Source organism: Streptomyces sp. AM 4-1-1 (assembly GCF_029167625.1).
Lineage (GTDB): Bacteria > Actinomycetota > Actinomycetes > Streptomycetales > Streptomycetaceae > Streptomyces.
Window position 1 is genome coordinate 1,516,320 of sequence record NZ_CP119145.1, and the last position, 19,665, is coordinate 1,535,984.

General features: G+C 72.3%; 16 protein-coding genes. 12 read left to right on the forward strand and 4 right to left on the reverse strand.

The genetic code is table 11. The annotated features are described in order from the left end of the window. Positions 1-235: 235 nt before the first annotated feature. The 5 genes from lpdA (at position 236) to PZB75_RS06325 (ending at position 8,725) form a co-directional block, all read left to right on the forward strand. Entirely contained in the window at positions 236-1,624 is a 1,389-nt protein-coding gene (gene lpdA, locus PZB75_RS06305; protein WP_275534295.1) for a dihydrolipoyl dehydrogenase, read from the forward strand. 93 nt (positions 1,625-1,717) lie between these two features. After that, positions 1,718-3,589: a 2-oxoglutarate dehydrogenase, E2 component, dihydrolipoamide succinyltransferase gene (gene sucB, locus PZB75_RS06310; protein WP_275534296.1), complete on the forward strand. Its 1,872-nt coding sequence runs from the start codon at positions 1,718-1,720 to the stop codon at positions 3,587-3,589. A gap of 348 nt (positions 3,590-3,937) precedes the next feature. Beyond that, entirely contained in the window at positions 3,938-4,561 is a 624-nt protein-coding gene (locus tag PZB75_RS06315; RefSeq protein WP_275534297.1) for a GntR family transcriptional regulator, read from the forward strand. A gap of 371 nt (positions 4,562-4,932) precedes the next feature. Beyond that, entirely contained in the window at positions 4,933-7,602 is a 2,670-nt protein-coding gene (gene aceE / locus PZB75_RS06320; RefSeq protein ID WP_275534298.1) for a pyruvate dehydrogenase (acetyl-transferring), homodimeric type, read from the forward strand. Positions 7,603-7,687: 85 nt separating this feature from the next. Further along, on the forward strand, positions 7,688-8,725 hold the full coding sequence (locus PZB75_RS06325) for a YafY family protein (RefSeq protein WP_275534299.1): 1,038 nt from the start codon (positions 7,688-7,690) through the stop codon (positions 8,723-8,725). Between the two features lie 106 nt (positions 8,726-8,831). Here PZB75_RS06325 and PZB75_RS06330 read toward each other — a convergent pair whose 3' ends face one another. After that, positions 8,832-9,755 (reverse strand): SDR family oxidoreductase, encoded by a 924-nt coding sequence (locus tag PZB75_RS06330; protein ID WP_275534300.1) that lies wholly within the window; start codon positions 9,753-9,755, stop codon positions 8,832-8,834. 98 nt (positions 9,756-9,853) lie between these two features. On the opposite strand from PZB75_RS06330, the gene PZB75_RS06335 reads away from it, so the two are divergent. Further along, a complete protein-coding gene (locus tag PZB75_RS06335; protein ID WP_275538613.1) occupies positions 9,854-10,375 on the forward strand; it encodes a DUF4240 domain-containing protein in 522 nt (173 codons plus the stop codon). Between the two features lie 71 nt (positions 10,376-10,446). Here the strand turns inward: PZB75_RS06335 and PZB75_RS06340 are convergent, their stop codons facing one another. After that, positions 10,447-10,992, reverse strand: a complete 546-nt coding sequence (locus PZB75_RS06340) for a GNAT family N-acetyltransferase (protein ID WP_275534301.1) — start codon at positions 10,990-10,992, stop codon at positions 10,447-10,449. Between the two features lie 86 nt (positions 10,993-11,078). Between PZB75_RS06340 and PZB75_RS06345 the strand changes: the two genes are divergently transcribed. Next, the gene (locus PZB75_RS06345) at positions 11,079-11,978 is read left to right on the forward strand and encodes a TIGR01777 family oxidoreductase (RefSeq protein WP_275534302.1); all 900 of its coding nucleotides are present in this window, start codon (positions 11,079-11,081) and stop codon (positions 11,976-11,978) included. Positions 11,979-12,291: 313 nt separating this feature from the next. After that, positions 12,292-13,602: an NAD(P)/FAD-dependent oxidoreductase gene (locus tag PZB75_RS06350; RefSeq protein WP_275534303.1), complete on the forward strand. Its 1,311-nt coding sequence runs from the start codon at positions 12,292-12,294 to the stop codon at positions 13,600-13,602. Positions 13,603-13,666: 64 nt separating this feature from the next. On the opposite strand, the gene PZB75_RS06355 is transcribed toward PZB75_RS06350, so the two are convergent. Further along, complete coding sequence (locus tag PZB75_RS06355) at positions 13,667-15,319, reverse strand: regulator (RefSeq protein WP_275534304.1); 1,653 nt, start codon at positions 15,317-15,319, stop codon at positions 13,667-13,669. Positions 15,320-15,582: 263 nt separating this feature from the next. On the opposite strand from PZB75_RS06355, the gene lipB reads away from it, so the two are divergent. From lipB to PZB75_RS06375, 4 genes are all read left to right on the forward strand, one after another. Beyond that, the gene (lipB, locus tag PZB75_RS06360; protein WP_275534305.1) at positions 15,583-16,395 is read left to right on the forward strand and encodes a lipoyl(octanoyl) transferase LipB; all 813 of its coding nucleotides are present in this window, start codon (positions 15,583-15,585) and stop codon (positions 16,393-16,395) included. A gap of 237 nt (positions 16,396-16,632) precedes the next feature. Next, the gene (lipA, locus tag PZB75_RS06365) at positions 16,633-17,628 is read left to right on the forward strand and encodes a lipoyl synthase (protein WP_275534306.1); all 996 of its coding nucleotides are present in this window, start codon (positions 16,633-16,635) and stop codon (positions 17,626-17,628) included. 358 nt (positions 17,629-17,986) lie between these two features. Continuing rightward, complete coding sequence (locus PZB75_RS06370) at positions 17,987-18,190, forward strand: hypothetical protein (RefSeq protein WP_275534307.1); 204 nt, start codon at positions 17,987-17,989, stop codon at positions 18,188-18,190. A gap of 10 nt (positions 18,191-18,200) precedes the next feature. Continuing rightward, complete coding sequence (locus PZB75_RS06375) at positions 18,201-18,908, forward strand: DUF4191 domain-containing protein (protein WP_275534308.1); 708 nt, start codon at positions 18,201-18,203, stop codon at positions 18,906-18,908. A 213-nt stretch (positions 18,909-19,121) separates the two neighbouring features. Here the strand turns inward: PZB75_RS06375 and PZB75_RS06380 are convergent, their stop codons facing one another. Next, a complete protein-coding gene (locus tag PZB75_RS06380) occupies positions 19,122-19,589 on the reverse strand; it encodes an RDD family protein (RefSeq protein WP_275534309.1) in 468 nt (155 codons plus the stop codon). Positions 19,590-19,665: the final 76 nt, after the last annotated feature.

Consider the following 19,665-nt stretch of genomic DNA (forward strand, 5'->3'; position numbering starts at 1 on the left):
TCTGGACGAAATCCGTACGTCAGTACGCAGCAGTAACGGCCCGGGACGGACGATCATCGGTCCCGGACCACGGCCCCGCGTCCCGCCCCCCGTCAACAAGTGCGAAGATGGGTTCTCGGCAGGACAGGGCCCCCACCACAGGGCCGAACGACAAGCGGCCGAACACCAGCCGACCGGCCGGTCATCCCCCAGCGACGGGGCCCGGCGTACGGCGCACATGCATGGAGGACGTGACGTGGCGAACGACGCCAGCACCGTTTTCGACCTAGTGATCCTCGGCGGTGGTAGCGGCGGTTATGCCGCGGCCCTGCGCGGAGCGCAGCTGGGCCTGGACGTCGCACTGATCGAGAAGAACAAGCTCGGCGGCACCTGCCTGCACAACGGCTGCATCCCGACGAAGGCCCTGCTGCACGCCGGTGAGATCGCCGACCAGGCACGCGAGGCCGAGCAGTTCGGTGTCAAGGCCACCTTCGAGGGCATCGACATCACCGCCGTCCACAAGTACAAGGACGACGTCATCTCCGGCCTGTACAAGGGCCTCCAGGGGCTGGTCGCCTCCCGCAAGGTGACCTACATCGAGGGCGAGGGGCGGCTCTCCTCCCCGACGTCCGTCGACGTGGACGGACAGCGCGTCCAGGGCCGTCACGTCCTCCTGGCGACCGGCTCCGTGCCGAAGTCCCTGCCGGGCCTGGAGATCGACGGCAACCGTGTCATCTCCTCGGACCACGCGCTGACGCTGGACCGTGTCCCGCAGTCCGCGATCATCCTGGGCGGCGGCGTCATCGGCGTCGAGTTCGCCTCGGCGTGGAAGTCCTTCGGCACGGACGTCACGATCGTCGAGGGCCTCAAGCACCTCGTCCCGGTCGAGGACGAGAACAGCTCCAAGCTTCTTGAGCGCGCGTTCCGCAAGCGCGGCATCAAGTTCAACCTCGGCACGTTCTTCGACAAGGCCGAGTACACCGACAACGGCGTGCGGGTCACCCTCGCCGACGGCAAGACCTTCGAGGCGGAGGTGCTGCTGGTCGCGATCGGCCGCGGCCCGGTCTCGCAGGGACTGGGGTACGAGGAGCAGGGCGTCGCCACCGACCGCGGCTACGTCCTGGTGGACGAGTACATGCGGACGAACGTCGAGACCATCTCGGCCGTCGGCGACCTGGTCCCGACCCTTCAGCTCGCGCACGTCGGCTTCGCCGAGGGCATCCTCGTCGCGGAGCGGCTGGCCGGACTGAAGACCGTGCCGATCGACTACGACGGTGTCCCCCGGGTGACGTACTGCCACCCCGAGGTCGCCTCCGTCGGTCTCACCGAGGCCAAGGCCAAGGAGATCTACGGTGCGGACAAGGTCGTCGCGCTGAAGTACAACCTGGCGGGCAACGGCCGCAGCAAGATCCTGAAGACCTCGGGCGAGGTGAAGCTCGTCCAGGTCAAGGACGGGGCCGTGGTCGGCGTCCACATGGTCGGTGACCGTATGGGCGAGCAGGTCGGCGAAGCCCAGCTGATCTACAACTGGGAGGCGCTGCCGGCCGAGGTCGCGCAGCTCATCCACGCCCACCCGACGCAGAGCGAAGCGCTCGGCGAGGCCCACCTGGCACTGGCCGGCAAGCCTCTCCACTCCCACGACTGACCCTCAGGGCGCGACGACCACTTCCGCACCTCCCCTGGCATCCGGCTCCGCCCGGGCACAGGGGAGGCACCATCGTTAGGAGCAACTGAAACCATGTCGGTTTCCGTAACCCTTCCGGCGCTCGGCGAGAGCGTCACCGAGGGCACCGTCACCCGCTGGCTGAAGGCCGAGGGCGAGCGCGTCGAGGCCGACGAGCCGTTGCTCGAGGTCTCGACCGACAAGGTCGACACCGAGATCCCGGCCCCCGCGTCCGGTGTGCTGACCTCCATCAAGGTCGCCGAGGACGAGACCGTCGAGGTCGGCGCCGAGCTGGCCGTCATCGACGACGGTTCCGGCGCGCCCGAGGCCGAGGCGGCGCCCGAGGCCGAGGCGGCGCCCGCCGCCGAGGCCCCCGCGCCCGCCGCCGAGACCGCACCCGCGGCCGAGGCCGCTCCCGAGACCGAGGCCCCGACCGCGCCGTCCACCGAGACCGAGGCCCCGGCCCCGGCCCCGACCGCCGAGGCGGCTGCCGGCGGCAGCTCCGCCGAGGGCACCGACGTCACCCTCCCGGCGCTCGGCGAGAGCGTCACCGAGGGCACCGTCACCCGCTGGCTGAAGGAGGTCGGCGAGGAGGTCACGGAGGACGAGCCGCTGCTGGAGGTGTCGACGGACAAGGTCGACACCGAGATCCCGGCCCCGGTCTCCGGTGTGCTGCTGGAGATCGTGGTCGCCGAGGACGAGACCGCCGAGGTCGGCGCCAAGCTCGCCGTCATCGGTGCCCCCGGTGCCGCTCCGGCCGCCGCCCCCGCTCCGGCCGCACCGGCGCCCGCCGCCGAGGCACCCGCCCCGGCACCGCAGGCCCAGGCCCCGGCCGCACCGGCACCCGCCGAGCCGGCCGCCCCGGCCCAGCCCGAGGCTCCGGCCCAGCCCGCCCCGCAGGCCCCGTCCGCCCCGGCGCCGCAGCAGCAGACCACCCCGGCCCCGGACCCGGTTCCGTCGGCTCCGGTGCCCGCCCCGGCCCCGGCCGCCAAGGCCCCGGCCGCGACGTCCGGTGACGACGGCGCGTACGTCACGCCGCTGGTCCGCAAGCTCGCCGCCGAGAGCGGTGTCGACCTGGGCTCGCTCAAGGGCACCGGCGTCGGTGGCCGCATCCGCAAGCAGGACGTCATCGCCAGTGCGGAGGCCGCCAAGGCGGCTGCCGCTCCGGCCCCGGCCGCGGCCGCCCCGGCCGCCGCCAAGGCGCCGAAGCCGGAGGCGTCCCCGCTGCGCGGTCAGACGGTCAAGATGACCCGCATGCGCAAGGTCATCGGCGACAACATGATGAAGGCCCTGCACTCGCAGGCCCAGCTGACCTCGGTGATCGAGGTCGACATCACCAGGCTGATGAAGCTGCGCGGTCTGGCGAAGGAGTCCTTCGCCGCCCGTGAGGGCGTCAAGCTGTCCCCGATGCCGTTCTTCGTGAAGGCGGCGGCCCAGGCGCTGAAGGCCCACCCGGTCGTCAACGCCCGGATCAACGAGGACGAGGGCACCATCACGTACTTCGACTCGGAGAACATCGGCATCGCCGTGGACGCCGAGAAGGGTCTGATGACCCCGGTCATCAAGAGTGCGGGCGACCTGAACATCGCCGGCATCTCGAAGAAGACCGCCGAGCTGGCCGGCAAGGCCCGCGGCGGCGGCCTGACCCCGGACGACATGTCCGGCGCCACCTTCACGATCAGCAACACCGGTTCGCGCGGTGCGCTGTTCGACACGGTCATCGTGCCCCCGAACCAGGCCGCCATCCTGGGCATCGGTGCCACGGTCCGCCGCCCGGTGGTCATCGACCACCCGGATCTCGGCGAGACGATCGCGGTGCGCGACATGACGTACCTCTCGCTCTCCTACGACCACCGTCTGGTGGACGGCGCCGACGCCGCCCGCTACCTGACTGCGGTCAAGGCGATCCTGGAGGCCGGCGAGTTCGAGGTCGAGCTCGGTCTGTGACCTCCGAGCGGTACCGGCTGTAACCAGCCTCACCGGCGGTGCCCCCGCCCGGATCACTTCCGGGCGGGGGCACCGCCGTATTGTCTACTGCCGTGACCGGCAACGTTCGCCCGGAAGGGGCGCCGTCGGGCGCGTACGACCGCAAGGCGGCCGGAAGTCCTCGACGGGGGTCCCCCTGGTCCTCATGACCTCGGGGGAGGAACCACCAGGAGTTCCGGCCGGTACCGCGGGCGTGCGTACCGGAAGGCGCGACCGGGCAGAGCTTGCCGGGAGCGGCACCAGGCACCACCGGTCGTCCGGGCAGCACCGGCTGTCCCGGAAGCACCGGTTTCCCCGAAGGAGCGCCCCATGACCCCGCCCGTCGTCCACTCGCTGCGCGAACAGATCCGCGAGCACATCGTGGACGGGATCGTCAGCGGGCGCTGGAAGCCGGGCGAGCGGATCGTGGAGCGGCGCATCGCGACCGAGCTGGAGGTCAGCCAGACCCCCGTGCGCGAGGCGCTGCGCGAGCTGGAGACGCTGCGGCTGATCGAGTCGGCCCCGAACAAGGGGGTCCGGGTCCGGAATCTGACGGCGGCCGATCTGGAGGAGAGCTACCCGGTGCGGGCCGGTCTCGAACAGATCGCGGCGGAGCTGGCCGCGTCCGCGCTGGGCGACGACTGCTCGCGGCTGGCACCGCATGTGACGGCGCTGTACGAGGCCGACCGGCTGGCGGACGGTGAGGCGCAGGTGCGGCACACCGTGGCCTTCCACCGGGAGCTGGTCCGGGCCGCCGGGAACGCCGTGCTCCTGCACACCTGGGAGGGTCTGGGCATCGAGGTGTTCACGGCGCTGTCGATCCGCTGGCTGGGCACGGTCCAGAAGTCGTACGCGGAGGAGCACGAGGCGCTCATCGAGGCGTTCCTCCGGCACGACCCTCAGATCGGAGTGCTGGTGAAGGCACACGTCCTGGGCTGTGCGCCACGTGCCTGACCGGATTCCACCGCGGGGTCCCCGTACCGCACGCACCGCACGCACGGGAGCACCGGCCGGGCCGGCCGGAAGGGCGCGTCCCCCTGTCGGCGTTCGGCGTTCGCGACGCGTCGGCGTACGCACGAATGGCGTCCTCCCCGCTCGACCGAGCGGATGCGAGTCCGGAATGAGCCCTTTTATTCCGTCACCGCGTGCCCCGTTTCGCGGCACTGGATGCCACTTTCTTCATATCATGAAGTTTTTCCCTTCAACCCTTTGATCGATCATCGATCAGCGATTTAGAGTTCATTCGCGGGCCCACCGGCCCCATCGCCCTGTCCTGCCCGTCAGGGTTTTTTCTCCACCCCCCTCCTGTCCGGAAGGCGGCGATCATGACCGACCCCGTAGGAAAGCTTCCGAGCGAGCTCGACCAGCTCCCGGACCGCGACCCCGAGGAGACCGCCGAATGGGCGGCCTCCCTCGACGCCGTCACCAAGGCCGCGGGCCCGCACCGCGCCGCTTATCTGATGCGTCGTTCGCTCCAGCACGCGGAGGGCGCCGGTATCGCGCTGCCCAAGCTGCTGGAGACGGACTACGTCAACTCCATCCCGACCGCCGACGAGCCCGAGTTCGACGGCGATCTGGAGATGGAGTCCCGGATCACCGCCTGGAACCGCTGGAACGCGGCCGCGATGGTCACCCGTGGCTCCCGGCTCGGCGTCGGCGGCCACATCGCCACCTTCGCCTCGGCGGCCTGGCTGTACGAGACCGGCTTCAACCACTTCTTCCACGGCAAGGAGGGGGACGGCTCCGGCGACCAGCTCTACATCCAGGGCCACGCCTCCCCCGGCATCTACGCCCGCGCCTTCCTCGACGGCCGGCTGAACGAGCGCCAGCTCGACAACTTCCGCCAGGAGGCGGGCGGCGACGGACTGCCCTCCTACCCGCACCCGCGGCGGCTGCCCTGGCTGTGGGAGTTCCCGACCGTGTCGATGGGCCTCGGCCCGCTCTCCGCGATCTACCAGGCGCGCTTCAACCGCTATCTCACCAACCGCAGCATCAAGGACACGTCGAACTCGCACGTCTGGGCCTTCCTCGGCGACGGCGAGATGGACGAGCCCGAGTCGACGGCGGCCCTCGCCCTCGCCTCGCGTGAGCGGCTGGACAACCTGACCTTCGTCATCAACTGCAACCTCCAGCGCCTCGACGGCCCGGTCCGTGCGAACTTCCGGATCGTGCAGGAGCTGGAGGCCGCGTTCCGCGGCGCCGGCTGGAACGTCGTCAAGACCCTGTGGGGCAACGCCTGGGACGAACTGTTCCAGCTCGACACCACGGGCGCGCTGGTCCGCAGGCTCCGGGAGGTCCCGGACGCCCAGTTCCAGACGTACGCCACCCGGGACGTCGCGTACATCCGTGAGCACTTCTTCGGCGCCGAGCCCGCGCTCGTCGAGCTGGCGAAGCTGCTCACCGACGCGAAGATCATCGAGTGTTTCCACACCTCGCGCGGCGGCCACGAGGCCCGCAAGGTGTACGCGGCGTACAAGGCGGCCCTGGAGTTCAAGGGCGCGCCGACCGTGATCCTCGCCCAGACGGTGAAGGGCTACACGCTCGGTCCCGGCTTCGAGTCGCGCAACGCCAACCACCAGATGAAGAAGCTCTCCGGCAACCAGTTCCGTGCCATGCGCGACCTGCTGGAGCTGCCGATCCCGGACTCCAAGCTGGACGACGCCCTGGTCCCGTACGGCCACCCGGGCGCCGACTCCCCCGAGGTGCGCTACCTCCAGGAGCGCCGCGCCGCCCTCGGCGGCCCCGCCCCGGCCCGCCGGGTGCACGCGGTGGCGCTGCCGGAGCCGGACGAGCGCGCGTTCGCCGCGCTGAAGAAGGGCTCCGGCAAACAGGAGCTGGCCACCACGATGGCGTTCGTGCGGCTGGCGAAGGACCTGATGCGGGACAAGGAGACCGGCAGGCGCTGGGTCCCGATCGTCCCCGACGAGGCCCGCACCTTCGGCATGGAGGCGCTGTTCCCCTCGGCCGGCATCTACTCCCCGCTGGGGCAGACGTACGACCCGGTCGACCGCGACCAGCTGATGTACTACAAGGAGGCGAAGGACGGCCAGGTCCTCAACGAGGGCATCACCGAGGCCGGTTCGCTGGCCGACTTCATCGCCGCCTCCACGTCGTACGCCACGCACGGCGAGCCGATGATCCCGTTCTACATCTTCTACTCGATGTTCGGCTGGCAGCGCACGGGCGACCAGTTCTGGCAGCTCGGTGACCAGCTGGGCCGCGGTTTCGTGGTCGGCGCCACGGCCGGCCGCACCACCCTGACGGGCGAGGGCCTTCAGCACGCCGACGGCCACTCGCACCTCATCGCGTCCACGAACCCCGCGTCGCTCAACTACGACCCGGCGTTCGCGTACGAGATCGCGGTGATCGTCAAGGAGGGCCTGCGGAGGATGTACGGCCCCGAGGCCGAGGACGTCTTCTACTACCTGACGGTCTACAACGAGCCGAAGCCGCAGCCCGCGATGCCGGAAGGCGTCGAGGAGGGCATCCTCAAGGGCCTGTACCGCTTCAAGGAGGGCACACCGGCGAAGGCCGACGCCCCGCGCGTCCAGCTGCTGGCCTCCGGTACGGCCATCCACTGGATTCTGGAGGCGCAGGAGCTGCTGTCCGCCGACTGGGGCGTCACGGCCGACGTCTGGTCCGCCACCTCCTGGGGCGAGCTGCGCCGCGAGGCGCTGGAGTCCGACGAGGCGCTGCTCCGCGGCGAGCAGCGGGTGCCGTACGTCACCCAGGCGCTGGCCGGCGCCCCGGGTCCGGTCCTCGCGGTCAGCGACTGGATGCGGGCGGTTCCGGACCAGATCAGCCAGTGGGTGGAGCAGGACTGGTCCTCGCTCGGCACGGACGGCTTCGGCATCTCCGACACCCGGGAGGCGGCCCGCCGTCACTTCGGGGTCGACGCCCGGTCGATCGCGGTGGCGGCCCTGGCCCAGCTGGCCCGTCGCGGCGAGATCTCCGGGGCCTCGGTCAAGGAGGCCCGCGAGCGGTACGGCCTGTAGTCAGGCGCGGTGAGGAGGGGGTGCGCCCGGAGCGCGCCCCCTCCTCCGCGTTCCCGGGTCCGCGCCCGCCCCGCACAATGGGGTCATGCGCGCTGCCCGGCTCATCAAGATGGTGCTGATCCTCCAGTCCCGGGCCGCGATGACGGCCGCCGAGCTGGCGCGGGAGCTGGAGGTGTCCGAGCGCACGGTGACCCGGGACGCCCAGGCGCTCTCGGAGGCGGGTATCCCGGTGTACGCGGACCGGGGCAGGACCGGCGGATACCGGCTGATCAGCGGCTACCGCGCGCTTCCGCCGAGCCTGAAGGGCATCGGCGGCGGTCCGTTGACCGGTCTGACCCGTGAGGAGGCCCAGGCGCTGTTCCTCTCCGGTCTGCCGTCGGCGCTGCGGGAGATGGGCCTGGCGGACACGGCGAGCTCGGCCCGGCTCAAGGTGTCCGAGGCGCTGCTGCCCTCCCTGCGGGACGCGTCGGAGGCGGCGGCGCGGCGCTTCCACCTGGACGCGCCCGGCTGGTACCAGGACCCTCGCCCCCCGGGCCTGCTCCCGGAGATCGCCGAGGCCGTCCGCGGCGACCGCCGGCTTACGGCCCGTTACCGGCGCGGGGCCCGCGACGGGGAACGGACCGCTGACGCCCGCCCGGCCGGGCGGGAGGTGGAGCGCGAGCTGGACCCGTACGGGCTGGTCCTGAAGGCGGGCGTCTGGTACCTCGTGGCCCGTGTGGGGGACGACTTCCGGGTGTACCGGATCGACCGCTTCAGCGCGGCGACGGTCTCCGACGAGCGTTTCGTACGGGACGAGGGCTTCGACCTGGCCGCGTTCTGGGCGGACCGGTCGGCCGGGTTCGCCCGTTCACTGCTGAGGACCGAGGTGGTGGTACGGGTGTCGGCGGCCGGGGCCCGGCGGCTGCCGTACGCGGTGGACCGGGAGGCGGCCCTGACGGCACTGGACGCGGCGGACGGCCCCGACGGGGAGGGCAGGCTGACGCTCACCCTCCCCGTCGAGTCCATGGACGTCGCCTTCGGTCAGCTCCTCACTCTGGGCGCGCAACTGGAGGTCCTTGCCCCGGCCTCACTGCGCGACCGGTTCGCGGCGACCGCCCGGCGGCTGCGCGAGCTGTACGGGTGAGGGTGCGGCTCGACGCGGACCGCCGCCCCGCACGGGCGCCGGCACACGAACGCGGGCGCGACGGGTACGGGTACGGAGGCGCGGGCGCGACGCGTGGCCCCGCGTCTCAGCGGTAGTCCTCCGCCGTCGCGTCCCGCCCTTCGAGCACGACCTCCTTCATGTAGGCCCAGGCGTCCGGACGGCTGCCGTCCGCGTCCGTGAACCCGTACACCCTGGCCAGCTGTCCGCTGGAGAGCGACCGGCCGTTCCACCGGGCCCGCTCCGGGTCGGCGGCGACCGCGGCGACCGCGCGGCCGACGAGTACGGGGGACTCGGCGATGGCGAAGTGCGGGTCCTTGGCGACGCCCTCGCGCCAGGTCTCCTCCGTCACCCCGAACACGTCGAGCATCTCCTCCGACCGGAGGAAGCCCGGGGTGACGCAGACCGCCGTGCAGCCGAGGTCCTTCAGGTCCTCACCGAGGCCGTACGCCATCCGGATCGGGGCGTTCTTGGCGAGGTCGAAGTAAAGGTTCTCGCGGAAGGTGCGGTTGTTGTACTCGGCGGTTCCGTCGGTGACCTCGACGACCAGTCCGCCCCGGTTCCGTACCAGCAGGGGCAGCGCGAGACTGCTGGTGATCAGATGGGTCTTCACGCCCAGCTCCAGCATCCGCAGCCCGGCCGTCAGCTCGACGTCCCACATCTTCGTGTCGAATTCGAGCAGATGGTCACCGCCCCAGACGTCGTTGACCAGGATGTCCAGCCGGCCCCGCTCCCGGTCGACGCGCTCGGTCAGCGCCCGTACCTGCTCCACTTCCAGATGGTCCGTCGGTACGGCGATGCCTTCGCCGCCCGCCGCCGTGACCAGCTCCGCCGTCTCCTCGATGGTCTCCGTGGGCCGGCCGACCTCGCTGACCTGGGTACGGGTCGTGCGTCCGGTGACGTACACCGTCGCGCCGGCCTCGCCCAGGTGCACGGCGATGGCCCGGCCCGCCCCCCGGGTCGCTCCGGCGACCAGTGCGATCCTGCCTGTGAGTGCTCTGTCCGTCGTCATGGGACGAGCCTCCCGCGCAATCCCGACATCTGCTGTCCGGCTTCTTTTCGGTTTCTCCACGTGCGTCGCCGGTCCGCAAGGCCGATGCTGGACGCGTGATGGACGAGACGGAGTTCTGGGAGATCATCGACAGCACCCGCGAGGCCGCCGACGGCGACCCCGAGGACCATGCCGACCTGCTCGTCGAACGGCTGGTGCGGCTCGATCCGGAATCCGTGCTGGACTTCGCCCGGCACTTCGAGGCCCGCTACAACCGGGCGTACCGCTGGGACCTGTGGGGCGCCGCCGCCGTGCTGCTCGACGGGGCGGACGACGACGCCTTCGACTTCTTCCGGTACTGGCTGATCGGCCAGGGCCGGGAGGTCTTCGAGAGCGCGGTGCACGATCCGGACAGCCTCGCCGAGCTGCTGGACGACTTCGACGAGGAACTGGACGGCGAGGCGGAGGACCTGGGGTTCGCCGCCGACGAGGCGTACGAACAGCTCACCGGGGCGGTCACACCGGACCTCGGCATCGCCCCGCAGCCGGAGGAGCCGGAGGGCACGCAGGTCGCGCTGACGGACGACACGGCTCTGGCGGCGCGGTTCCCGGAGCTCTGGGAGCGGTTCGGGCCGGGCTGAGCGCGCCCGGGACGTGTTCCGGACACCGGTCGGGGTGTGCGGAACACCGGTCGGACGCGCCCCGGGCCCGGTCAGGGCACGAGCTCACGCCCCATCAGCACGTCGTCCACGTACCGCCCGTCGAGGAAGAACTCGCCGGTCATGACGCCTTCGACGGCGAACCCCTCCGACGCGTACAGGGCGCGTGCCGGTGCGTTGTGGCCCAGTACGCGCAGGGTGACGCGGTTCGCGCCCTGGCGACGGGCCTCGGTGAAGGAGGCGCGCAGCAGGGCCCTGCCGATGCCGTGGCCCCGGGCCCACTCCGCGACGGCGAGGCCCTGGATCTGGCGTACATGGGCGTTGCAGGCGAGCGGGGTGGGCGGCACCAGACGGATGTAGCCGGCGAGCCGCGCGGCCCCCCGGTCCACGGCTCCTGCTCCTGCCCGGGTTTCGGCTTCCGCTTCGGCCACGAGGTAGTCCTCGGGCCGGTGCCGGGTGTCGAAGAACGGCGCGTACGGGGGCAGCGGCCTCGGCTGGACGGCGTGCAGGGTCGACCAGGTGGACCGGTCCAGCTCTCCGAGCGCGGCTTCGTCGTCGGCCCGCGCCTGACGGATGGCGGGCGTGTACGGATCGGACATGCGGGCCACTGTGCCACGGGCCGCGACCCGCGCGGCGGGAGGGGCACCGTCCGTCGTCCGACGCGCGGCTGCGGCAGGATGGGGCCATGTCACCCTCCCGTATCGCCGTCACCGGATCGACCGGACTCATCGGAGCGGCGCTGGTGCGTTCGCTGCGGGCCGACGGACACGAGGTGGTCCGCCTGGTCCGGCGGCCCGCCGGGGCGGGCGACGAGGTCCGATGGGACCCGAAGCGTCAATATGTCGACACGGCGGGGCTGGTGGGCTGCGACGCCGTCGTCCACCTCGCGGGAGCGGGGGTGGGCGACCACCGCTGGACGGAGGCGTACAAGCGGGAGATCCGGGACAGCCGGGTGCTCGGTACGGCGGCGATCGCCGAGGCCGTGGCATCGCTCGACACCCCGCCGAAGGTGCTCCTGTGCGGTTCGGCCATCGGCTACTACGGCGACACCGGGGACCGTCCGGTGGACGAGAGCGCGCCTCCCGGCGAGGGGTTCCTGCCGTCCGTGTGCGTGGAGTGGGAAGAGGCGGCCGCACCGGCCGAGGAGGCGGGCGTACGGACGGTGTACGCCCGCACCGGTCTGGTCGTCGCCCGGGAGGGCGGCGCGTGGGGGCGGCTGTTCCCGCTGTTCCGGGCGGGGCTGGGCGGGCGTCTCGGCGACGGGCGCCAGTACTGGAGCTTCATCGCGCTGCACGACGAGATCGCCGCGCTGCGGCACATCCTGGACACCCCGTCGCTGACCGGCCCGGTGAACCTCACCGGCCCCGACCCCGTCACCAACCGCGCGGTGACGGCGGCGATGGGCCGGGTGCTGCGGCGCCCGACGCTCTTCACCGCACCGGCCCCCGCCCTGCGGATCGCGCTGGGCGAGTTCGCCGGGGACGTGCTGGGCAGCCAGCGCGTGCTGCCGGGGCGACTCGTGGAGACGGGCTTCTCGTTCGCGTTCCCCGACATCGACTCGGCGATCCGGGCGGCCCTGCGCTGATCACGGGCGGGCGCGGCCCGAGGACCGTCCCGCCTCGCCCCGGCACGACACGGGAAGCCCACCGGGTCACCGCACCCCGATTCATCGGTCCACCGGTCCACCGGTCCACCGAGATGCCGAGTTGCCGACCGGGGCACCGAGTCGCCGAACACATGAGCGGCGACCACGCGTGCGACCCCGTGCATCGGTGCTCCGGTGCACGCGCGACTGCGCCGGAATCGCCGCCCCTCTACCCTCGACCCGAACTCGGGCATTCCGGGGGCCTGATGGGGGCAGGAGCCGCCCACCAGTCGCGCCGACTCGGGGAGGGTACGTGCTCAGCACGGCACACCACGCGGACGTCGTCATCATCGGGGCCGGGGTCGCCGGCCTGTCAGCGGCCCATCGACTGATCAGTGCGGGAGTGAGCACCAGCGTCCTGGAGGCAGCGCCCCACGTGGGCGGCCGGATGTCCACCTACGACATGGACGGGTTCCGCCTCGACCACACCGGATCACTGCTCAGCACGTCCTGCCCCGAGCTGCGGGCCGCCCCCGGGCTCGGCGGACTCGTCGTGCGCAGCTTCGCGCCCGGGGTGCTCGTCCACAGCCGGGGCCGTCGGTACCGCACCGGACAGCCGGGGAGCGCACGGGGCGCACTCAAGGCGGCACGCGCCATGAAGGGCGCCTCCGGAGCCCCGTTGGGCGGGGCGATCGACCAGGCGAGGCTCGGGGCCGCCCTGTCCCGGCTCGCCGTCACCCCGGCCGCGCGGCTGCTCGCCCGCCCGGAACGGCCCACCTCGGAGTCACTGACCGACCGGGGTCTGCCGGCCCGTACGGTCGACGGCTTTCTGCGTCCGCTGCTGACGGCGCTGCTCGGCGATCCCGCGCTCACCACGTCGAGCCGGTGCGCGGACCTCGCCCTGCGCGACTACGCGCGCGGCCGGCTCTGCGTACCGTCCGGCGGCTCCGCCTCGCTGCCCGAACTGCTGGCGGCGACCCTGCCGCCCGGCACCGTGCGCACCGGTGTCCACGTCACGGCCGCCGACATCACCTCGGTACGCACCAAGGAGCACGGCGAACTGGGCTGCCGGTCCCTGCTGTTGGCCACGGGCGCGGAAGCCGCCGCCGAGCTGCTGCCCGGTCTGCGGGTGCCGGACTTCCACCCGTTGACCGTTCTGCACCACACGGCCCCCGCTCCCCCGCCGACCGGTGCTTCGCTGCTGCTGGACGCGGACCGGTCGGGCCCGGTCGCGTACACCGCGGTGATGAGCGAGGTGGACCCGTCGCGCGCCCCGGCCGGCCGGACGCTGATCAGCTCGACGGTCCTCGGTCCCCCGCCCGCCGACCTCGACCGCACGGTCCGCGCCCATCTCGCGGCGCTGTACGGAACGCCCACCGGCGACTGGGAGCTGCTGGCCGCCCACCACTCGCCGGAGGCGGTCCCCGCCATGCCGCCCCCGCACGATCCGCGACGCCCGGTGCGCCTGCTCGACGGGCTGTACGTGTGCGGGGACCACCGCGACACGAGCACGGTCCGCGGCGCCCTGCACTCGGGCCGCCGGGCGGCCACGGCGATCCTGGCCGACCTGGGCGTGCGGCCGGGCCACGACGGCGAGGGGCGGGAGCTGTCCGAGGCGGCGTGAGGAGGGCGGAGGACGGTCCGGGACGCCGCGGGGCCGCTCCCGGCGCCCCCGGGTCCCGGTCCCGTCATCCCAACGCGGCGACCCGCTCGCGGTAGGCGCGCACCGCGGGAGTGTCCCGGTACGCGTCCAGACGGCGCTCGAATTCCCGGACGTACTCCGTCGCCCGCGCCGAGCGCATCTCCGTCGCCTGCTGGGCCGCCTCCGCGCCGAGCGCGCACGCCTGGTCCAGCTCGCCCAGTCCGAGCCGGGCGCAGGCCAGCACCACCCGGCAGAACAGCCGGCTGCGGGCGTACGCGGGAGCGCGTAGTTGCAGCGAGCGTTCCGCGTGCTGCGCCGCCGCTCGGTACTGCCGCATGTCCCGGTGGCAGTGGCCGAACTCGTCGGCGAGCTGGGCCTCGTCGAAGTAGCGCGCCCAGTGCGGCACCTCGTCCCCCGGCCGGGACGACTCCAGGGCGCGTTCGGCCCGTTCCAGTGAGGCGGTGCAGGCCCGGACCTCACCGAGGACGCCGTGCCCGCGCGCCTCCACCGCGTGCAGCAGTGCCTGGACGACGGGCGGCGCCGAGGAGCCGATGCCCTGCTGGGCCACCCGCGCCAGCTGGACGGCCTCCCTGCCGTGCCCGAGGTAGACGGCCTGGCGGCTCATGGTGATCAGGACGTACGCCCCGTAGGCCCGGTCACCGGCCGCCTGGGCCAGCCGGAGCGCCTGGACGAAGTAGCGCTGGGCCAGACCGTGCGCCGCGATGTCGTACGAGGTCCAGCCCGCCAGCCGGGTCAGGTCGGCCGCGGCGGCGAAGAGCCGCCGTCCGGTCGCCTCGTTGTACGTTCCGCGCAGCATGGGCTCGGTCTCGTGCTCCAGATAGCGGACGAGGGCCTGCCGGGCGTGGCCTCCGCCGTAGGTGTCGTCGAGCGTGCGGAAGAGTTCACCGACCGAGCGGAGGGCCGCGATGTCGCCGTTGCCGACCTTCTGTCCCGGCGCCCGGTCGGTCTGCCGCTGGCGCGGCAGCGGTCCGGCGACGCCGGCCGGGACCGCGGGTCTCGACGGCGCCGCCGAGACCGCGGAACGCACCGACGCCGACGGAGGCCCCGAGGGCACCGCCTGCATCGGCGGGCGGGCTCCCGCGCCCCGGACACCGCCGCGGCCGCCCTGCCCGTACGGCCCGACCGGGCCCCCGGAGCCGGACGGCCCGTTCACCACGCCGACCGCTCGCGGCCCGCGCGGCCCCATGGGGGGCCCGCCGGGGCCGCCACGGCCCGCCGGTTCACCGCGCCCCACCCACTCGTCGGCCCGGCCGATCAGCCAGTCCCGGCTGGGGACCACCAGTCCCGCCGGGGTGAAGGCGATCTTGCGCAGCTCCGTCTGGCTGCCGGAGTCCTTCCGCCACAGTCCGCTCACGATGTCGACCGCCTCGGCCGGTGTCGCCGCGAACTCCAGTCCGGCGTAGACCGGGGCACACGCGTCGAGCCCCAGGTCCAGCGCGGAGAGCCGGCGGCCGAGCCTGCGGGTGAAGACCTCGGCGATCAGGGCGGGGGTGGTGCCGCGGGGCTGCTGGCCACGCAGCCAGCGGGTCACCGATGTCTTGTCGTACCGCAGGTCGAGGCCGTGTTCGAGGCCGAGCTGATCCACGCGGCGGGCCAGACCGGCGTTCGAGAATCCGGCTTCTGCGATGAGCGAGGCGAGTTGGCGGTTGGGGGTGCGCTGCGGAGGTCGTTCCGACATCAGCTGTACGGTCTCCTGCCTTCGGGGCCGGGCGGGCAGCCCTAATGGAACGGCGCGAATTTAGCGGCAGTTTCCACGTCTCCAGCTACCTTTGCCCCACATTCATCCGATCGTGTGAGGATTGAGGTCGATGCTGACAGCAGTGGCCTGACCGGATGACCGTTTCCGACCGGTCGTACAGTGGCTCGGGCGTTGAACGCGCATGGTGGCGGCCCCGGAGACACCCTTCGGGCTCCCGGCACCGCGACGAGGGAGGCATCTCCGTGAGAGAGCTGCGATTTGTCCGTCTGGGGTTCGGTGACGAGGCCGTCGAGTACCAGGCCGCCTGGCAGAAGCAGCGCGAGGTGCACGCGGCCCGGTTCGAGGACCGCGTACCCGACACCTGTCTGCTCCTGGAGCACCCGCCCGTCTACACGGCGGGGCGGCGCACCACCGACAGCGAGCGCCCGCTGGACGGCACCCCGGTCGTCGACGTGGACCGGGGCGGCAAGATCACCTGGCACGGCCCCGGGCAGCTCGTCGGCTATCCGATCCAGAAGCTGCCCCGCCCGGTCGACGTCGTCGCGCACGTCCGCCGACTTGAGGACGCGCTGATCCGCACGGCCGCCGACTTCGGCGTGGAGACGAGCCGGGTGGAGGGCCGCAGCGGTGTCTGGGTCCTCGGCGACCCGGTGGCGGACCGCCCGGCGCCCGGCGGTCTGTCGCTCGACTTCGACCCACGGCTCGCGGACGAGGAGTTCGACCCCCGGCTGAACGGCCCCGAGTACGCGCCGTCCAACGCGGGCCAGCGCCGCGAGGACCGCAAGCTGGCCGCGATCGGCATCCGGGTCGCCAAGGGCGTCACCATGCACGGCTTCGCGCTGAACGTGAACCCGGACAACACCTGGTTCGACCGGATCGTGCCGTGCGGCATCCGGGACGCCGGCGTCACCTCACTGGCGTACGAACTGGGCCGCGACATCACGATCGCGGACGTGCTCCCGGTCGCCGAGAAGCACCTGCGGGACGTCCTGGAGAACGCGGACCTGGCCCCCCGTACCGTCGAGTCCTCCGGGGCCGCGGCGGCCACGGCCTGAAGGGCCCGTACGACGCCGTCCCCGGACAGGGCCCGGCGGACACACGCTCCGGCGGCCACGGCTCCGGGCGGCCGACGGGACGGGGTTGCCGACGGCAGCGTAAGGCAGACTTGTACGACAAGAGGGAATAGGCCCTCCGTGCCTTAGGTTGGGCAGACGTAAAGCCGTGCGAACCACGGGCGTACCCTGGTGTTCGCCGAAGAATCCAATGCAGCGAAAGCAAAGGGGAGTGCCGGAGTGTCCGCTGTCGCACCCGACGGGCGCAAGATGCTGCGCCTGGAGGTCCGGAACAGCCAGACCCCCATCGAGCGCAAGCCCGAGTGGATCAAAACCCGGGCGAAGATGGGCCCCGAGTACAACCAGCTGCAGAAGCTCGTGAAGAGCGAGGGCCTGCACACGGTCTGCCAGGAGGCCGGCTGTCCCAACATCTTCGAATGCTGGGAGGACCGCGAGGCCACCTTCCTCATCGGCGGCGACCAGTGCACCAGGCGCTGCGACTTCTGCCAGATCGACACGGGCAAGCCGGAGGCGCTGGACCGTGACGAGCCGCGCCGCGTGGGCGAGTCCGTCGTCACGATGGACCTGAACTACGCCACCATCACCGGCGTCGCCCGCGACGACCTGGCGGACGGCGGTGCCTGGCTGTACGCGGAGACCGTGCGCCAGATCCACGCGCTGACGGCGGGGCGGGAGGCCGGCGGCACCAAGGTCGAGCTGCTGATCCCCGACTTCAACGCCGTGCCCGAGCAGCTCGCCGAGGTGTTCTCCTCGCGTCCCGAGGTGCTGGCGCACAACGTCGAGACGGTGCCGCGCATCTTCAAGCGCATCCGCCCCGGATTCCGTTACGAGCGTTCGCTGGAGGTCATCACCCGGGCCCGTGAGGCCGGTCTGGTGACCAAGTCCAACCTGATCCTCGGCATGGGCGAGACCCGTGAGGAGGTCAGCGAGGCGCTTCAGGATCTGTACGACGCGGGTTGCGAGCTGATCACGATCACGCAGTACCTGCGGCCGTCCGTACGGCACCACCCGGTCGAGCGCTGGGTGAAGCCGCAGGAGTTCGTGGAGCTGAAGGACGAGGCCGACGCGATCGGCTACTCCGGTGTGATGTCCGGGCCGCTGGTCCGGTCCTCGTACCGCGCGGGCCGTCTGTTCCAGCAGGCGATGGACCGGCGGAACGGGACGGTTCCGGCCGCGTCCTTGCCCTCCGCGGTGTCCGCGGCCTCCGCGGGCTGACCCCGCCGCCGCGCGTCCGAGGCGGGCGCACCGGGCCCTTCGGCGGTCCGGGCGCCCCAGGACCGCCGGTTCCCACCGGCTCGTGCGCGCCCCCACGGGCCTCGGGCCCGTACAGGCCGCGTCGGAGTGCGCGGGGACCCTGGGCCCTGCCGAGGATTCATCGGGCGGTGACCGGCCGGTCATCCGGAGTCAACACCGGGCGGCGACCCTGGAATCCGGGCGGACGGACCACGGTCGGGTGCCGGACGCGGGTTCCGGCGCACCGCCGGGTCCGCCCGACCGCTCTCCCTCTCTCCCCTCTCCCACGCCCTCGTACGTCCGTACTTCCGTACTTCCGCTCCGAGGAGAACGCCCCACGATGCAGGCCGCACCGGTTCGCGCCCTACCTCCCGTCGCCCTCGCCCTCCGCGCCGTGGAGACACTGCTGCTGCACGCCGGCCAGCGCACCGCCCGCCGCAACGCCTGGACGGCCGTCCTGGAGGACCGCCGCCGGGCCGAGGCGCGGGTCGACGCCCAGCACGTACTGGAGGCCGTGGCCGAGCGCGGTGCACGAGCCACGTAAACTCCTGTACATGGCGAGGAAGGCAAACACTGACAGCGCGGACAGCGCTGAGAACGCGGGGCGGCTGAAACAGATCGCCCTGACCTACAAGATGACCAGGCGGACCGACACCAAGATCGGTCTTGTCGTCGCGGGTGTGGGAATCGTCACCTTCGGTGTCCTCCTCGCGATCGGCTTCTTGTTCGGACACCCGATCTATCTGGGCATCATGGGCTTCGTGCTGGCCCTCCTCGCGATGGCGATCGTCTTCGGACGGCGTGCGGAGCGCGCGGCCTTCGGGCAGATGGAGGGGCAGCCCGGCGCGGCGGCGGCGGTACTGGACCGGGTGGGCCGTGGCTGGACCACGACGCCCGCGGTCGCGATGAACCGCAGCCAGGACGTCGTCCACCGCGCCGTGGGCAAGGCGGGCATCGTGCTGGTGGCCGAGGGCAACCCGAACCGGGTGAAGGGCCTGCTGGCGGCCGAGAAGAAGAAGATGGCCCGCATCGTGGTGGACGTGCCGGTGCACGACATCATCGTCGGCAACGGCGAGGGCCAGGTGCCGCTGAAGAAGGTGCGCACCAAGATGCTGAAGATGCCCCGCGTGCTGACCGGACCGCAGGTCACGGCCGCCAACGACCGGCTGCGGGCGATGGGCGACCTGATGAGCAACATGCCGCTGCCGAAGGGCCCGATGCCGAAGGGCATGCGGATGCCGCGCGGCGGAAAGATGCGCTGACGCCCCCGGCCTCCGCGCGCACCCGGGACGTACGGCCGGACGCGGTGGAGACCGTGGAAGAGGGCGGGGCCCGAACCGATCAGGTTCGGGCCCCGCCCTCTTCCACGGTCTCCACGTCCTGTCCGCTGCTCCCGCCGCTCGCTCGCTCGCTCGCGCCTTCCGCCACCACTGCCCGGCCGCTCGGCCTCGGCACCCGGACGGCCGGGAGCGGTCTCAGCCACGCACCTGCACGGCGCGGGCCAGCCGGTCGTGGAGCCCGCGCCCGTCGCGGTCCCAGACGAACGCGGGAATCGCCACACAGAGCAGCAGACTGCGGATCAGCACCCGGCCGAGACCCAGCCGCCCGCCGTCCTCGGCGACGACACGCAGACCGAGCAGGCGCTTGCCGGGTGTGCAGCCGACGGTACCGACGGTCAGCACGCTCATCACGAGGAAGACGGCCAGCGCCCAGTTGCTCGTCGCCTGCTGGTCACCCCGGGCGAACAGGCCGTACGCGATCAGCACGCACAGCGCCCAGTCGATGAAGAGCGCCCCGAAACGGCGCCCGAGCGGCGCGATCGACCCCGGTCCGTGCTCGGGAAGTCCCAGCCGCTTGCCCCGGTGGCCGAAGTCGACGCCCATGTCCTCGGCCGCCGCACGCGGCCCCGAGAGCCACGATCCGATTACTTGCCTGTTGTCCACCCGTCCACGGTACTGCGCGACCCCCGGCACCTCGGCGGGCGGGGCGCGGGTCGCCGGCACCGTTCGGGAACGTCAC

Bases quoted from the DNA above. Each gene is read 5' to 3' on its own strand.
- sucB (WP_275534296.1), top strand. From the start codon at position 1,718: ATGTCGGTTTCCGTAACCCTTCCGGCGCTCGGCGAGAGCGTCACCGAG.
- PZB75_RS06315 (WP_275534297.1), top strand. From the start codon at position 3,938: ATGACCCCGCCCGTCGTCCACTCGCTGCGCGAACAGATCCGCGAGCAC.
- aceE (WP_275534298.1), top strand. From the start codon at position 4,933: ATGACCGACCCCGTAGGAAAGCTTCCGAGCGAGCTCGACCAGCTCCCG.
- PZB75_RS06325 (WP_275534299.1), top strand. From the start codon at position 7,688: ATGCGCGCTGCCCGGCTCATCAAGATGGTGCTGATCCTCCAGTCCCGG.
- PZB75_RS06330 (WP_275534300.1), bottom strand. From the start codon at position 9,755: ATGACGACGGACAGAGCACTCACAGGCAGGATCGCACTGGTCGCCGGA.
- PZB75_RS06335 (WP_275538613.1), top strand. From the start codon at position 9,854: ATGGACGAGACGGAGTTCTGGGAGATCATCGACAGCACCCGCGAGGCC.
- PZB75_RS06340 (WP_275534301.1), bottom strand. From the start codon at position 10,992: ATGTCCGATCCGTACACGCCCGCCATCCGTCAGGCGCGGGCCGACGAC.
- PZB75_RS06345 (WP_275534302.1), top strand. From the start codon at position 11,079: ATGTCACCCTCCCGTATCGCCGTCACCGGATCGACCGGACTCATCGGA.
- PZB75_RS06355 (WP_275534304.1), bottom strand. From the start codon at position 15,319: ATGTCGGAACGACCTCCGCAGCGCACCCCCAACCGCCAACTCGCCTCG.
- PZB75_RS06370 (WP_275534307.1), top strand. From the start codon at position 17,987: ATGCAGGCCGCACCGGTTCGCGCCCTACCTCCCGTCGCCCTCGCCCTC.
- PZB75_RS06375 (WP_275534308.1), top strand. From the start codon at position 18,201: ATGGCGAGGAAGGCAAACACTGACAGCGCGGACAGCGCTGAGAACGCG.